At 64.3% G+C, this 12,673-nt stretch carries 17 protein-coding genes and 1 pseudogene; 7 read left to right on the top strand and 11 right to left on the bottom strand.

The window, feature by feature from the left end:
* Positions 1-11: 11 nt before the first annotated feature.
* From FL625_RS09150 to FL625_RS09130, 5 genes are all read left to right on the top strand, one after another.
* A complete protein-coding gene (locus tag FL625_RS09150) occupies positions 12-683 on the top strand; it encodes a transglycosylase SLT domain-containing protein (RefSeq protein WP_149588363.1) in 672 nt (223 codons plus the stop codon).
* A gap of 64 nt (positions 684-747) precedes the next feature.
* On the top strand, positions 748-2,760 hold the full coding sequence (gene flhA, locus FL625_RS09145) for a flagellar biosynthesis protein FlhA (RefSeq protein ID WP_235019374.1): 2,013 nt from the start codon (positions 748-750) through the stop codon (positions 2,758-2,760).
* Complete coding sequence (locus tag FL625_RS09140; protein ID WP_149588362.1) at positions 2,757-3,539, top strand: flagellar biosynthetic protein FliR; 783 nt, start codon at positions 2,757-2,759, stop codon at positions 3,537-3,539. The genes flhA and FL625_RS09140 overlap by 4 nt, the downstream gene beginning before the upstream one ends.
* Positions 3,536-4,618: an EscU/YscU/HrcU family type III secretion system export apparatus switch protein gene (locus FL625_RS09135; protein ID WP_149588361.1), complete on the top strand. Its 1,083-nt coding sequence runs from the start codon at positions 3,536-3,538 to the stop codon at positions 4,616-4,618. The genes FL625_RS09140 and FL625_RS09135 overlap by 4 nt, the downstream gene beginning before the upstream one ends.
* Positions 4,615-4,953: a hypothetical protein gene (locus tag FL625_RS09130; RefSeq protein ID WP_149588360.1), complete on the top strand. Its 339-nt coding sequence runs from the start codon at positions 4,615-4,617 to the stop codon at positions 4,951-4,953. Before FL625_RS09135 ends, FL625_RS09130 begins: the two co-directional genes overlap by 4 nt.
* Positions 4,954-5,008: 55 nt before the next feature.
* Here FL625_RS09130 and FL625_RS09125 read toward each other — a convergent pair whose 3' ends face one another.
* From FL625_RS09125 to FL625_RS09085, 9 genes are read right to left on the bottom strand one after another with little or no spacing between them, the layout of a single operon-like run.
* Positions 5,009-5,518, bottom strand: coding sequence for a flagellar basal body-associated FliL family protein (locus FL625_RS09125; protein WP_149588359.1), 510 nt, complete (start codon positions 5,516-5,518; stop codon positions 5,009-5,011).
* A 2-nt stretch (positions 5,519-5,520) separates the two neighbouring features.
* Positions 5,521-6,246, bottom strand: a complete 726-nt coding sequence (gene flgH, locus FL625_RS09120) for a flagellar basal body L-ring protein FlgH (RefSeq protein ID WP_435532706.1) — start codon at positions 6,244-6,246, stop codon at positions 5,521-5,523.
* A 1-nt stretch (position 6,247) separates the two neighbouring features.
* Positions 6,248-6,667 (bottom strand): flagellar basal body P-ring formation chaperone FlgA, encoded by a 420-nt coding sequence (gene flgA, locus FL625_RS09115; RefSeq protein ID WP_149588358.1) that lies wholly within the window; start codon positions 6,665-6,667, stop codon positions 6,248-6,250.
* Positions 6,667-7,452 carry a flagellar basal-body rod protein FlgG gene (flgG, locus tag FL625_RS09110; RefSeq protein ID WP_149588357.1) on the bottom strand — a complete coding sequence of 262 codons (786 nt, stop codon included), beginning with the start codon at positions 7,450-7,452 and terminating at the stop codon, positions 6,667-6,669. Before flgG ends, flgA begins: the two co-directional genes overlap by 1 nt.
* Before the next feature lie 9 nt (positions 7,453-7,461).
* Positions 7,462-8,172, bottom strand: a complete 711-nt coding sequence (locus tag FL625_RS09105; RefSeq protein WP_149588356.1) for a flagellar hook-basal body complex protein — start codon at positions 8,170-8,172, stop codon at positions 7,462-7,464.
* A gap of 1 nt (position 8,173) precedes the next feature.
* A complete protein-coding gene (locus tag FL625_RS09100; protein ID WP_435532705.1) occupies positions 8,174-8,452 on the bottom strand; it encodes a flagellar biosynthetic protein FliQ in 279 nt (92 codons plus the stop codon).
* Positions 8,449-8,739 (bottom strand): flagellar hook-basal body complex protein FliE, encoded by a 291-nt coding sequence (gene fliE / locus FL625_RS09095; RefSeq protein ID WP_149588355.1) that lies wholly within the window; start codon positions 8,737-8,739, stop codon positions 8,449-8,451. Before fliE ends, FL625_RS09100 begins: the two co-directional genes overlap by 4 nt.
* Before the next feature lie 12 nt (positions 8,740-8,751).
* The gene (gene flgC / locus FL625_RS09090) at positions 8,752-9,135 is read right to left on the bottom strand and encodes a flagellar basal body rod protein FlgC (protein ID WP_149588354.1); all 384 of its coding nucleotides are present in this window, start codon (positions 9,133-9,135) and stop codon (positions 8,752-8,754) included.
* A gap of 10 nt (positions 9,136-9,145) precedes the next feature.
* Entirely contained in the window at positions 9,146-9,529 is a 384-nt protein-coding gene (locus tag FL625_RS09085; RefSeq protein ID WP_149588353.1) for a FlgB family protein, read from the bottom strand.
* Between the two features lie 84 nt (positions 9,530-9,613).
* Here FL625_RS09085 and FL625_RS09080 point away from each other — a divergent pair, with 84 nt between their 5' ends.
* Positions 9,614-10,924 (top strand): FliI/YscN family ATPase, encoded by a 1,311-nt coding sequence (locus FL625_RS09080; protein WP_149588598.1) that lies wholly within the window; start codon positions 9,614-9,616, stop codon positions 10,922-10,924.
* An 18-nt stretch (positions 10,925-10,942) separates the two neighbouring features.
* On the opposite strand, the gene FL625_RS09075 is transcribed toward FL625_RS09080, so the two are convergent.
* Both FL625_RS09075 and FL625_RS18505 read right to left on the bottom strand, forming a co-directional pair.
* Positions 10,943-11,611 carry a LysE family translocator gene (locus tag FL625_RS09075; protein WP_149588352.1) on the bottom strand — a complete coding sequence of 223 codons (669 nt, stop codon included), beginning with the start codon at positions 11,609-11,611 and terminating at the stop codon, positions 10,943-10,945.
* 3 nt (positions 11,612-11,614) lie between these two features.
* Entirely contained in the window at positions 11,615-11,740 is a 126-nt protein-coding gene (locus FL625_RS18505) for a hypothetical protein (protein WP_268815771.1), read from the bottom strand.
* Positions 11,741-11,882: 142 nt separating this feature from the next.
* Here FL625_RS18505 and FL625_RS09070 point away from each other — a divergent pair.
* A pseudogene (locus tag FL625_RS09070) lies at positions 11,883-12,673 on the top strand (IS3 family transposase); the annotation flags it as partial.

Here is a 12,673-nt window from a genome sequence, read left to right as displayed (position 1 = left end):
GAGGTGAGAAGATGACCTTCGGCAAAGCGGCAACCGTCAGACTCTTCCTTGTCTTCGCAGTTCCGTTTCTGGCGCCGGATCCTGGCAATTCGATGGGCAACCCCTCGGACCTTTGCCGTGAAGCGGCGGCCTCGGCCTCGGTTCGCAGCGGTGTTCCCTATGCCGTCCTCCTTGCAATCACGACGGTGGAAAGCGGCCGCAATGGTCAGCCATGGCCCTGGACGGTCAACTTCGGCGGCGACGGGCAATGGTTCGACAGCCCGGGTGAAGCAGCAGACAGCGTTGCCCAGGCGCTGCGGGATGGGGCAACCAATCTGGACCTCGGTTGCTTTCAGCTCAACTATCGCTGGCATGCGGCGGCCTTTGCCTCGATCGACGAGATGTTGGACCCCGTCCGCAACGCCAACTACGCCGCCGAATACCTGGCGAAACAGTATGCGCGCACCGGGGACTGGGCGCTGGCCGCCGCGGCGTATCACTCGGCGACGCCAGAATACGCAACGGCCTATCGTGGCAAATTCGAGACAGCCTACGCGCGGCTTTCCGGAGAAGCCGTGATGGCAGAGCCGGTCGTGCCGGATCGCAGGAACGGCTTTCCCCTGCTCCTTGCGGGAGGTACGGGGCGAAATGGCTCGCTGTTCTCTTCGACGGCGGGTCTGCGCCCGCTTATCGGAGGGCCGTGAAATGACCTACAGCTTTCCCATCCAGTCGATGCTGCGACCCACGATCCTTCTGGCGATCGGCTTGATGGCCGTGATCGTGATGATGATCCTGCCGGTTCCGTCGTGGATGCTGGACATCGGACTTGCGCTGTCGTTTGCCCTGGCGATCCTGATGCTGACCGTCACCCTGTTCATCGACCGCCCACTGGATTTCTCGGCCTTTCCGACGATCCTGCTTGCGTCCCTCCTGTTGCGCCTCGCACTGAACGTCTCGTCCACAAAGCTCATCATCGGCCAGGGTCACACGGGGACCGATGCGGCCGGTCATGTCATCGAAGGTTTTGCCCAGTTCATCATGGGAGGCGACCTGATCCTTGGGCTGGTGATCTTCATTGTCCTCCTGATCGTCAATTTCATCGTGATCACCAAGGGAGCCGGGCGGATGGCCGAGGTCGGAGCCCGCTTCGCCCTTGACGGCATGCCCGGGCGTCAGCTCGCCATCGATGCGGACATGTCGGCCGGAGCGATCGATCATGCCGAGGCAAAGCAGCGCCGCGAACAGGAACTCGCGGAGACGACTTTCTTCGGCTCTCTTGACGGCGCATCCAAGTTCGTGAAGGGCGATGCGATCGCCGGGCTGTTGATCACCACCCTGAACATAATCATGGGGCTGGTGGTCGGAATCTTCATCCACGGAGTCGACGCGGGAACGGCGTTCGAGACCTACACAATCCTGACTGTCGGGGATGGATTGGTCAGCCAGATACCCGCCGTCATCATTTCGGTCGCGGCAGCGCTTCTATTGGCGAAAGGCAGTCAGAAGGGAACCGCGGACATCTCGTTCTTTGCGCAACTGGGCCGCTATCCCGGGGCGCTGGGGACAGTCGCCGCCCTTATGGGCCTCTTTGCGCTTGTCCCGGGTATGCCGTTCCTGCCTTTCATGCTGGCGGCGGTCGCACTTGGTGCGATTGCCTACTTTCGGTCGCAGCCGGAACCGCAGGCTACTGACGCCGATGTCGCGACCCTCGAACCTTCCAGGCCCAGGTCGATGGGCGATCTTCTGGACTTCGATGACATTCATATCGAATTCGCCCCGAACCTCGTGGCCATGGTTCTGGATCCGGCCACCGGCCTGGACAGCCGCATCGCCAACATGCGCAATCATGTCGCCACAACCTTTGGCCTGATCCTCCCCGAAATCCGGTTGACTGACGAGGTCTCGCTTGCACCGGGTCAGTACCGGATCCGACTACAAGGTGTCGAGAGGGTCTGCGACACCCTCATTCCCGACCGTGTCCTGGTACTCCTGAGCGAGGGCGTCCCCGCCCCCGACGGGCTCGACACCCGAGAGCCGGTCTATGGCGCGCCGGCCCGCTGGATCCGCCCGGACCAGCAGGAAGATGCGGCCCTGTCGGGCCTGACCGTGGTAACACCAACGGAGGTCCTGGCTACCCATCTGCTTGAGGTCCTCAAGGGCAACCTGTCGCGCCTCCTGACCCTGCGCAGCCTGCGCAGGCTCCTCGACGAGTTCGTGCGCCTGTCCGATCCCGCCCGCGCCGAGGCTAACCGCAGGCTTCTCGACGACCTTCTGCCGGACAAGGTGCCTATGGATCTCCTGCACGCTGTCCTGCGGCTGCTCCTCGACGAACGGGTGTCGATCCGCAACCTGCCTCTGATCCTCGAGGCCGTGGCGGAGGCCCGCGGCCTCGGATCGCCGGAAGCCATCTGCGAGCATGTCCGTCAGCGGCTCGGATTCCAGATCGTGGCCGACCTCAAGCGGCCGGACGGATCCATTCCCCTGATCCAGCTTGCACCCGACTGGGAAAAGACTTTTGCAAGCTACCAGATCGATGGCGACCGCGGCCAGCGGGATGTCGCCCTCCCACCCGAACTGTTCTCCCGCCTCGCCAACGGGTTGACCGAACGGGTGAACCGTGCGGCCGAAGCAGGCATCTACCCTGCCCTTGTCACTTCGGTCGGTCGAAGGCGCTTCCTGCGTACCGTCGTCCAGGCAAAGGGGTTGCAGATGCCGGTTCTATCCTACGAGGAGATCAGCACGGACGCCCGCCCCGCGCTTCTTGGCCAGGTGCCGGCATGACGGGACTGCTCGCCGAACTCTCGCGGCTTCTCTATCTCGCCGAGGGGCTGGCTTGGGCAGCAACCCTGGTTTTCGTGCGTGTCGGAGCCATGGTTGCCCTGATGCCGGGGCTGGGTGACCCGGTCGTTCCACAGCGGATCAAGCTTGCCTTGGTCGCTGCATTCGCAATCGTCCTGTCGCCAGTTCTGGCGGACCGTCTGGCATCCGGCATGCCCGACCCCACCTTCGTCGCCCTTGGAAGTGAGGCCGTCTCGGGGCTGATCCTCGGTGTCGGCCTGAGGCTGTTTCTGGTCGCCCTCACGACCGCAGCCGCAATCATCGCGCAGGCGACGACGCTGTCCCAGCTGTTTGCCGGTGCCGCGCCCGAGCCACAACCGGCGATCGGCAATCTGCTCACGATGGCCGGGATCGCGCTGGCCATGATCTCCGGGCTTCATGTCCGGGCGGCCGAGCTCTTGATGCTTTCCTATGATTTCCTTCCGGCCGCCCGTCTTCCACTGTCGTCCGATGCGGCAGACTGGAGCGTCGCCCTGATCGGCCGGTGCTTCAGCCTGGCGTTCACGCTGAGCGCGCCCTTCGTAATAGCCTCGCTCCTCTACAATCTGGCGCTTGGCGCCATCAACCGGGCCATGCCGACGCTCATGGTTTCCATGGTCGGCGCTCCGGCTTTGACGCTTGGGGGCATGGCGATGCTCGCAGTCGCTGCGCCGGCCATCCTCATGGTCTGGCTTGCCGCCTTGTCCGATCACATGGCAGCACCTTTCGGAGCGGTTCCATGAGTGGCGAACAGGAAGATGCCGGCGAGAAGGAACATGAGGCCTCCCAGCAGAAACTCGACCAGGCCAGAAGGGAAGGTGATATTCCGCGATCGGTCGATCTGCAGACGGCTGCCGCTACGGGAGGGTTGCTGCTGGCGTTGTTCAGCTTCGGCGGTTGGGCAGCGGAACGCGCGGGAACCGCGGGCATGGTGTTGATCGACCAGGCCGACCGGCTTTCCGCTCTGGTAGCCACAGGGGGCAGCGGAATCTTCTGGGGAACCGTCCTCGGACTTGCGCTTCCGCCGCTATCCCTTCTCCTGCTTGCACCGGTACTTGTCCTTGCAATGCTGGTCGTCAGCAGAGGCATCGTCCTGGCCCCCGGAAAACTCGCGCCAAGACTGTCGCGCATCTCTCTCGTCACCACGGCAAGGCAGAAGTTCGGCTCGGACGGACTGGTCGAGTTCGCCAAGGGCGTGGTCAAACTGACGCTTGTCGGACTGGTGCTCTACGTCCTCCTTGCCGGTCGGATGGAGGACATCCTGTCCAGCATCTATCTGAGCCCAGCCATGTCGGCTGCCCTGATGGCCCGCATGCTGCTGGAGTTCCTGCTGATCTTGTTCGCGATCCAGCTTGCTGTCGGTGGAATCGATTATCTTTGGCAGGTCGGGCAACACCGCCGTCGTCATCGCATGTCGCGCAAGGAGATGCTGGACGAATTCAAGGAAAGCGAGGGTGACCCGCATCTGAAATCGGCCCGGCGGCAACGGGCGCAGGAAGTTGCGACCAATCGCATGCTGGCCGATGTCCGAACGGCCGACGTGGTCGTCGTCAACCCGACGCACTATGCCGTTGCGCTGAAGTGGGATCGCAGGCGCGGCAATGCGCCCGTATGCGTCGCAAAGGGTGTCGACGAGATCGCCCGCAAGATCCGCGAGCGCGCTGCCGAAGCCGGAGTGCCGATCCACAGCGACCCCCCTACGGCCAGGGCGATCCACGCCTCCGTCAAGATCGGACAGGAGATCCGGACCGAGCATTACCGGGCGATCGCCGCGGCCATTCGCTTTGCCGATGCGATGCGACGCAAGGCCAGGAGACCATGAAACGGGATCAGGACATGGCCCGACTGTTGGATCTTGCCACGATGTCGTTCGACCACAGTCTCGGCCGCTTGCGCTCCAGCAAGGCTCGGCTGGATCAAAGCCGGATGCAGCTGGATGGGATCAACCAGAGCGAGCAGCCGGCCGATCTCGAGCCGATAATGGCGACCCGGGTCGGCCTTGGCTACGAGCGTTGGGCGGACATGCGTCGTGCGGAGCTGAACACGGTCATCGCACGTCAGACGGCAGACTGGCTGGAAGCCCGGGATGCCGCGCAGATGGCGTTAGGCCGGGTCCAGGCACTGCAGGCCCTGTCCCGGCGTCGAACGTCAAGGTAGGACTGCTGGCCCGCCCAGAGGAGTCAGCGCCAGATGGACAATGAAAAAGACGTGGTCAGCCGTCCTGCCGCGCAATGTCGGTTATCAGGACACTTTTGACCACGCTTCCCAGGACGAGCGCCGCCGCCTCTTTCAGACTGGTGCGCAGGACCACAAGGTTCGACCCGTCGGTAAAGGATCCGGAGAAACCACCGACATTGGCGTGATCGAAGAGAACCTGAAGGAAGGCATCCCGAAGCTTCGGTTCGCGCTGGTAGACGGCTTCGGTGTTGCCCGCCGCAACCTCAAGAGAAAGGGAAAGGACCACCATGGAAGCGACACGTCCTTCCTTCACCACCGGGATGACGAACTGATTGTTCATCTTGACATATTCGGGCGCGCCTTCGACTTGGCCCTCCTCGGTGGCCGCATGGCCGTCGCCCGCCGTCTCCGGAGCATGGCCCTCGACTGCCGGGGTGGCAGCCTCGCCTCCCTCCTCGACCGCCGGACGCAGGAGCAGTCCGGCACCGACGCCGCCACCAAGACCCATCACAGCCAACAGAAGGGGAAGGATCTTGCCGAACATGATCAGAAGGGCATCACGATGTCGGCGACCTGCTGCCCGTAGGTCGGTTGCTGCATGTCGGTAATCTGCCCGCGACCGCCATAGGAGATCCTGGCCCCGGCGATCTTGTCATAGGTGATCTCGTTCTGGCGCGAAATGTCGCTGGGTCGCACATAGCCGGTCACGATCAGTTCCCTGAGTTCGAAGTTCACGCGCACTTCCTGCTGACCCTCGATCCGCAGCACGCCATTCGGAAGCTCGTCAATGACCGTCGCGGCTATGCGCAGCGTCAGCTTTTCCGACCGGTTGACCGATCCGGACCCCTTGAAGGTTGACGAGGACTTCGCCGCGTAGGCCTCATCCATGCTTGCGCCATCAGGCAGCGCCTCGTTGATCCGCTGCGGAATGCCGAGGAAATCGGGCAGACCGGAAGACTGCTGACCGCTTCGGTTCCGACCCGTCGAATTTGTGACGCTGGCGCTGTCGTTCATTTCGATCACGACGGTCAGGATGTCACCGCGGCCTGCAGCACGACGATCACCGAAGAGGGCGTCATCCCCCGCGCTCCACAGCGAGGAAGCAACCGTCTCCCTCTGAGGCGCACTGTCCTCGGGCAGTTCCGCCGCGCTCATCGCATAGTGCTGGTTGCTGCCTGAAAGGTCCGAGAACTCTGGCGCGCGACCCACCTGTTCGAGCTTGCCGCACCCGGCGACAGCCAGGACCGAAACCATCCAGATCCGCTTCATCATGTTAGTCTTTCCATCCGACGTAGACTGTTCCGTCAGGGCCGACCCGACCCGTGACCGTGTTTCGTGAGTCGAGGTTGATGACCCGCAGCACCTCGCCTTCCGCAGCGCGGCCCAGCGAGCGCCCTTCGGCAGCGATGGCCAGTCCGCCTGACAGGTAGACGAGGGTCACCAGCTGATTGCGTTCGACCAGCGTCGGCTGACCCAGATCGGCAAGACGCACCGCTTTTCCGGCGTAGATCGTAACGCGCGCCTCCAGGCCGACCGCGACCGACGGGTCCTGAATCGATCCGGGGAGTTCGGCGGCCACAACGGTCAGGTCTTCGGGCTGGACTACAGCCTTCGCCCGGATCGTCCGGGTCGCAACCACGCTCTCGGCGAGGGCAGGCTGCGAGAGGCAGACAAGGAGGAGCAGCCGCCACATCAGCGCACCTGCGTCGTCGCTGCCAGCATCTGATCGGCCGCCGTGATGACCTTGGCGTTCAGTTCGTAGCCGCGCTGCGCCTTGATCAGTTCGGTGACTTCCCGGACAGCGTCGACCGAACTGCCTTCCAGGTAGCCGTGGCGGAGCGTCCCCAGCCCATCAACACCGGGCGTCCCCGAAAACGCCGCGCCAGACGCCGGGCTTTCGAGGAACAGGTTCGACCCGATCGCCTCCAGACCCTTTTCGTTCGGGAAGGACGACAACGTCAGCTGGCCGATCAGCTCGGGGTCAACGCGATCGGCAAAGTCGGCCCAGACCTCGCCGGACGGGCTGATGGTCAAGCCACGCGCATCGGCGGGAATGGTGATGCCGGGAACCACCGGAAAGCCGTCGGAGGTCACGATCAACCCTTCGGCTGACCGTTTGAGCGCACCGTCGCGCGTGTAGCCGATCGACCCCGACGGCAATTGCACCTCGAGATAGCCGTTGCCGTCGATGGCGAGGTCGAGGTCACCTCCGGTCGCCTCGAGGGTCCCCTGGCCGACAACCACGGAGACCGCTGCCGGGCGCACGCCAAGCCCGACCTGGACGCCTGTCGGAAGCATGTTGCCATCCACGGACGAAACACTGCCGGGACGCGCGAGTTGCTGATAGGTGAGATCGGCAAAGTCCGCGCGGCGGGGGTTGTAGCCGGTGGTGGACATGTTCGCGAGGTTGTTCGAAACGACATCGACCTTCATCTGCTGGGCAGCCATTCCGGTCGCGGCGATTTGCAATGCCTTCATTGCGGGCTCCTATCGACCGAGGGTCGTGATGACGCCACGGACACGTTCGTCTTCTGCGTCGAGAAACTTCTGCCCAAGCTCATAGGCCCGTTGCACCTCGATCATCCGCGCGATCTCGGACACGGGTTCGACATTGCTGTCCTCGAGCATGCCCTGCAGGATCCTGGCACCCTCCGCAGGCTCCACCGCGCCGGCTGAGAAGAGAGTGCCCGACTGGTGCCTGAGCGACAGCGGATCGCTGGGTTGCCACAGCCCGATCTGGGCGATGGGCTGACCGTCTGCCGATAGCGTGCCGTCCTGGGCAATCGCGATGCCGCGTGCCTGGGGCGGAACAAAGACCGGTGCGCCGCCGGCGTCGAGAAGTCGGAAGCCATCTGGCGTCATCAATTCGCCCTCGGGCGACGGCACGAAGCTTCCCGCCCGGGTCAGTTGGTCGCCCTGCGGTGTCTGGACCAGAAAGAAGCCTTCCCCCTGGATGGCCAGGTCAAACTGACCACCGGTCTGGCTGACCGTTGCCTGGGACAGGTCGACATGGCGACCGCTGGCATGGGCCATTGACAGGGACGGCCCCTCATCCGTGGCCGCGATGAATTCGGAGAAGACGACACCCTCGCGGCGGAAGCCGGTGGTCGAGGAATTGGCGATGTTGTTCGCCACGACGCCCATTTCGCGCATCAGGCCCGATTGGCGGTTTAGGGTGGCGTAACCGGCGGCGTCCATGTCAGTCCCCCGAAATCAGCGGAACAAGCGAGTCGGTGAAGAAGGCGACAAGACTCGTTGTCATGAAGCCCATCGAAAGCCAGAAGACCGCGATGATCGCAGCGGCCTTGGGCACAAAGGTCAGCGTCATCTCCTGGACCGAGGTCAGCGCCTGGAACAGGCCGATAACGACGCCGACGACCAGAGCCACGGTGAGAACCGGGGCCGAGATCACGACGGCGACCCAGAGACTCTGGCGCGTGAGGTCGTAGATCATCGGTTCTGTCAGGCCCCCGGTCATACCGGCATCCTCAGGATTTCCTGGTAGGCTTCGACGACCCGGTCCCGCACGGTTGCCACCGTCTCGACGGCCAGCTGCGAGGAGGCCAGCGCCTGCACGAGAGCATGCGGATCGGCGCCTCCCGTCATCGCGGAACGGGCCGTGGCCTCGTGCTCTTGCAGCGCCTCCATGAAACTGCCGGCCAGTCGAGCGAAACCCTGCTCCGCCGCCCCTGCCTTTGGCTGAGGGGCGGCGGCACTGCGGGCGTTCGCATAGGCCTGGTTCACGAAAGAGGTTTTCACATCCATTCTGGATCTCCCCTATCGGCGCAGAAGGTCGAACAGGCTTTGCGTCATCTGACGCGTCTGGTCGAACATCCTGAGGTTCGCCTCGTAGCTGCGCTGCGCTTCGCGCGCGTCAGCGATTTCGATCACCAGATCGACATTCGAGCCGTCGTAGTGACCGGTTGCATCGGCAAGCGGATGGCCCGGGTCGTAGACACGGGCAAGCTCGCTCCGATCCAGTCGGACCGGCCCTGCCTCGACAAGACCGGTGTCCATCGCCCGCTCGAAGCTCACCACCTTGCGGTGGTAGCCGGGCGTATCTGCATTCGCGATGTTCTCTGAAACATGGCGGAGCCGCATGGCCTGCGCCTCCATCCCCGAGGCCGCGAAGGAAAGCGAGGAAATCAGATCGTTGCCCATGTCTCACCCCCTACCGCGGCCGACCGAGACTGGCCCGGATCACGTCCGAGGTGGCCCGGTAGATGGCGAGCGCCATGTCGTGCGATTGTCGGGCCTCGACCGACTTCACCATCTCGGCCTCAAGCGAGACCGAGTTGCCGTTCGGAGCCTCGTGGCCCTTGACGCGTTCGGCATCAGGAAGATGGCCCTGCCCGACAGCGGTCAGGTGACCGGCACGGGTTGCACGCATCGGGAGATCCGGATCGCGGAACACGTCGGCAAAGGCCGGCAGATCCCTGGCCTTGTAGTCGGGCGTATCGGCGTTCGCGACGTTCTCTGCGATCACCGCCATGCGCGCACCGGAATGTGCGGCAAGTGCCTGCGCCATCCGGGTCAGTTCCAGTTTCTCGAACATCGGGGCTTCTCCCTCGATCAGCTTCACCAAGGCTTAAGGCTGATTCGTTTAGAAACGGTTGAAAGCGAACAAAGGGAGAATCCCGTGACCCAGCTTTTCGAAGGTCTCCTGGCGGAAATTGCCGGCAGCTCGCCGGTCCGGAGGATCGGACGCGTGATCGAAACGCGTCGCGGGCTGGCCGAGGTCTCAGGCCTCGACAGTGCGGCCATCGGCGACCGGGTCAGGATTCACAGCCGCGACGGTGTCGCCGGGGGCGAAGTGCTCAGGCTTTCGCAGGGTCGGTGCTGGGTTCTGCCGGACGCCTCGGGTGACGGCATGTCGATCGGTGACAGGGTCGAGCTCATCGGCAAAGCCGAGATCGCCCCGGATGACAGCTGGATCGGCCGGATCATCGACGCCACGGGCCAACCGATCGACGGTCGGCCACTGATGCGAGGGGCCCGGCAAAGGTCGCTGCGCACTCCTGCACCGGCGGCCGCAAGCCGTCGTCGCCTGGGCGCACGACTGGAAACCGGGATTGCGGTCTTTGACACGCTTCTGCCCCTGGTGCGTGGGCAGCGGATCGGTCTTTTTGCCGGATCGGGTGTCGGGAAGTCATCCTTGCTGGCCAGGTTCGCCCGGGGAGTGGAGGCGGATGTGGTCGTCATTGCATTGGTCGGGGAACGCGGCCGCGAACTGCGGGAGTTTACCGAGCGCGTGCTGGGGCCTGCCGGGATGGCGCGCAGCGTCATCGTGACAGCCACGTCGGATCAGTCTCCGCTGATGCGCCGGATGTGCGCGCTGACCGCAATGGCTGTTGCCGAGCATTTCCGCGACCAGGGTCGGCATGTCCTGCTCCTTGTGGACAGCGTCACCCGCTTTGCCGAGGCGCACCGGGAGGTTGCGCTTGCGGGGGGCGAAGCGGCCACCCTGCGTGGTTATCCGCCCTCGCTGACCCAGGCCATCATGGGACTTGCCGAACGGGCCGGGCCGGGACCGGAGGGCTCGGGTGACATCACGGCGGTCTTCTCGGTTCTTGTTGCCGGATCCGACATGGAGGAGCCGGTCGCCGACATCCTGCGCGGTGTTCTCGACGGTCATGTGGTGCTTGATCGCAGGATTGCCGAGCGTGGTCGGTTCCCGGCGATCGACCTGCTCCGCTCGGTGTCCCGCTCATTGCCCGAGGCGGCGTCGGACGAGGAGAACATGCTGATCACCGAGGCGCGCAGACTGCTTGGCGCCTATGACCGGGCCGAGATGATGATCCAGGCCGGACTCTACGTTGCCGGCTCGGATGCGCTGATCGACCGGGCCATCAGGATCTGGCCAGCCCTCGATGGCTTTCTGTCCGAAGCATCGCCGCAAACCGGAATTTCCGGAAGTTTCGACAGGTTGCGGCAATGCCTTTCGAGCTAGAGGAAGGGCGCCGCAGCTCTAGCCCAGGGCAGCCCAGAGATCGGCCCTGACCAGCCCGATGGCAATTCCGACAAGGACAAGACCGCCCGCCCAGCCCATGAGCTCGCGCGCCTTTCGACTGTCGTTGAGCGATTGGGCAATCGTGCCCCCCAACCATGCCACGACGAGGTCGGCAGGGATGGCGGTCAACGGCACCAGGATTCCCAGCACGAGAAGCTGGATGGTGACGTTGCCCGCGCCGGCCGCGCCTGGGTCCGAAGCGACAAAGGGCGGCAGGAAAAGTGCGAAGAACAACACCGTCTTCGGATTCAGCAGCTCGACCAGGATGCCTTGCCACATGATGCCGGCAAGCGACTGCCGCGGGACCGTCAACGCCTCCAGGTCTTGCCGGGCGTTTACCCTCGCGTCTCTCATCATGGAGATGCCCAGCCAGGTCAGGTAGGCCGCGCCGCAATACTTCAGTGCCGTCACCAGACCTTCAAAGGTCATGAAGATCGTCCCGAGACCCCAGGCGGTCGCAACTGCCAGCAGGACTCCGCCCAGACAGAGTCCGATGGCCGAAGCAAATCCGGCAGATCGGCTTTGACCGACCGTTCGCGACAGCACGTAGAGCATCGAGGGACCCGGCGTGGCACTCAGCGCAAGGCCGGCCAGGGTCACCGCCAGTATGGATTCGATCGGTGGCATGAGCTATGCCCGGCTCCTCTCGATGCGGCTCTCGAACGGGTTGGAATAGGTCTCGCTTCCGGCGCACAGAAGGTCGGCATCGCGCTGCCGCCGCCGCTGCCGGAGATAGGGAAAGTCCCGCAGAAGCATGCGTTCCAGATGTGCGCCAGCCTGAAAGGGCTCATACAGTGCCGGCTGCCCCTCTCCGACCAGTTGCGGAAATGGTCTTGCTCTGACCCCCGAGAACTCCTCCATCTGATGCTAGAGTCCGGCCCGAGGAGAGGACCGGACTATGAAGCGATCGAAGTTCACGGAAGAGCAGATCATCGGCATCCTGCGGGAGCAGGAAGCGGGTGCGAAGACGGCAGAGCTGTGCCGCCGGCACGGGATCAGCAGCGCGACGTTCTACGCCTGGAAGGCCAAGTTCGGCGGGATGGACGTGTCGGACGCGAAGCGGCTGAAGGCGCTGGAAGAGGAGAATGCCCGGTTGAAGCGGCTCCTGGCGGAGTCGTTGCTCGACCAGGCCGCGCTGAAGGACCTCCTGTCGCGAAAGTGGTGACGCCCGCCGCGAGGCGCGAAGCCGTCGCGATCCTCGTGGAGCGCCACGAGATGAGCGAGCGGCGGGCGTGTTCCGTGATCGGCGCGGACCGGACCTCGATCCGATACCGCGGCCGGCGCTCCGATGATCACGACCTGCGCGAGCGCCTGCGGGCGCTGGCGTCCGAACGGCGCCGGTTCGGCTACCGGCGGCTCCATGTTCTGCTGCGGCGGGAGGGCCATGTCGTGAACCGCAAGAAGACACAGCGGCTTTATCGCGAGGAGGGCCTGTCGGTGCGCAAGCGACGGGGACGCAAGAAGGCGACGGGAACAAGGGCGCCGCTCCTGACGGTGGCCGCGCCGAACGCGCGCTGGTCAGTCGACTTCGTGCATGACCAGTTCGCCCAGGGGCGGCGGTTCCGGATCTTCAACGTGATCGACGATGTCACGAAGGAGTGCCTGGTGGCCGTGGTCGACACCTCGATCTCGGGCCGCCGCGTGGCGCGGGAACTGACGGCGCTGATCGCCCGGCGCGGCCAGCCCAGC

The sequence above is a fragment of the Tabrizicola flagellatus genome, assembly GCF_008271465.1.
GTDB classification, from domain to species: Bacteria; Pseudomonadota; Alphaproteobacteria; order Rhodobacterales; family Rhodobacteraceae; genus Tabrizicola; species Tabrizicola flagellata.
This window is presented reverse-complemented; position numbering and strand designations above follow the sequence as displayed.

Coding starts and splice junctions, on each gene's coding strand:
- FL625_RS09150 (WP_149588363.1), top strand. CDS start 12: ATGACCTTCGGCAAAGCGGCAACCGTCAGACTCTTCCTTGTCTTCGCA.
- flhA (WP_235019374.1), top strand. CDS start 748: ATGGCCGTGATCGTGATGATGATCCTGCCGGTTCCGTCGTGGATGCTG.
- FL625_RS09140 (WP_149588362.1), top strand. CDS start 2,757: ATGACGGGACTGCTCGCCGAACTCTCGCGGCTTCTCTATCTCGCCGAG.
- FL625_RS09135 (WP_149588361.1), top strand. CDS start 3,536: ATGAGTGGCGAACAGGAAGATGCCGGCGAGAAGGAACATGAGGCCTCC.
- FL625_RS09130 (WP_149588360.1), top strand. CDS start 4,615: ATGAAACGGGATCAGGACATGGCCCGACTGTTGGATCTTGCCACGATG.
- FL625_RS09125 (WP_149588359.1), bottom strand. CDS start 5,518: ATGTTCGGCAAGATCCTTCCCCTTCTGTTGGCTGTGATGGGTCTTGGT.
- flgH (WP_435532706.1), bottom strand. CDS start 6,246: ATGATGAAGCGGATCTGGATGGTTTCGGTCCTGGCTGTCGCCGGGTGC.
- flgA (WP_149588358.1), bottom strand. CDS start 6,667: ATGTGGCGGCTGCTCCTCCTTGTCTGCCTCTCGCAGCCTGCCCTCGCC.
- flgG (WP_149588357.1), bottom strand. CDS start 7,452: ATGAAGGCATTGCAAATCGCCGCGACCGGAATGGCTGCCCAGCAGATG.
- FL625_RS09105 (WP_149588356.1), bottom strand. CDS start 8,172: ATGGACGCCGCCGGTTACGCCACCCTAAACCGCCAATCGGGCCTGATG.
- FL625_RS09100 (WP_435532705.1), bottom strand. CDS start 8,452: ATGACCGGGGGCCTGACAGAACCGATGATCTACGACCTCACGCGCCAG.
- fliE (WP_149588355.1), bottom strand. CDS start 8,739: ATGGATGTGAAAACCTCTTTCGTGAACCAGGCCTATGCGAACGCCCGC.
- flgC (WP_149588354.1), bottom strand. CDS start 9,135: ATGGGCAACGATCTGATTTCCTCGCTTTCCTTCGCGGCCTCGGGGATG.
- FL625_RS09085 (WP_149588353.1), bottom strand. CDS start 9,529: ATGTTCGAGAAACTGGAACTGACCCGGATGGCGCAGGCACTTGCCGCA.
- FL625_RS09075 (WP_149588352.1), bottom strand. CDS start 11,611: ATGCCACCGATCGAATCCATACTGGCGGTGACCCTGGCCGGCCTTGCG.
- FL625_RS18505 (WP_268815771.1), bottom strand. CDS start 11,740: ATGCTTCTGCGGGACTTTCCCTATCTCCGGCAGCGGCGGCGGCAGCGC.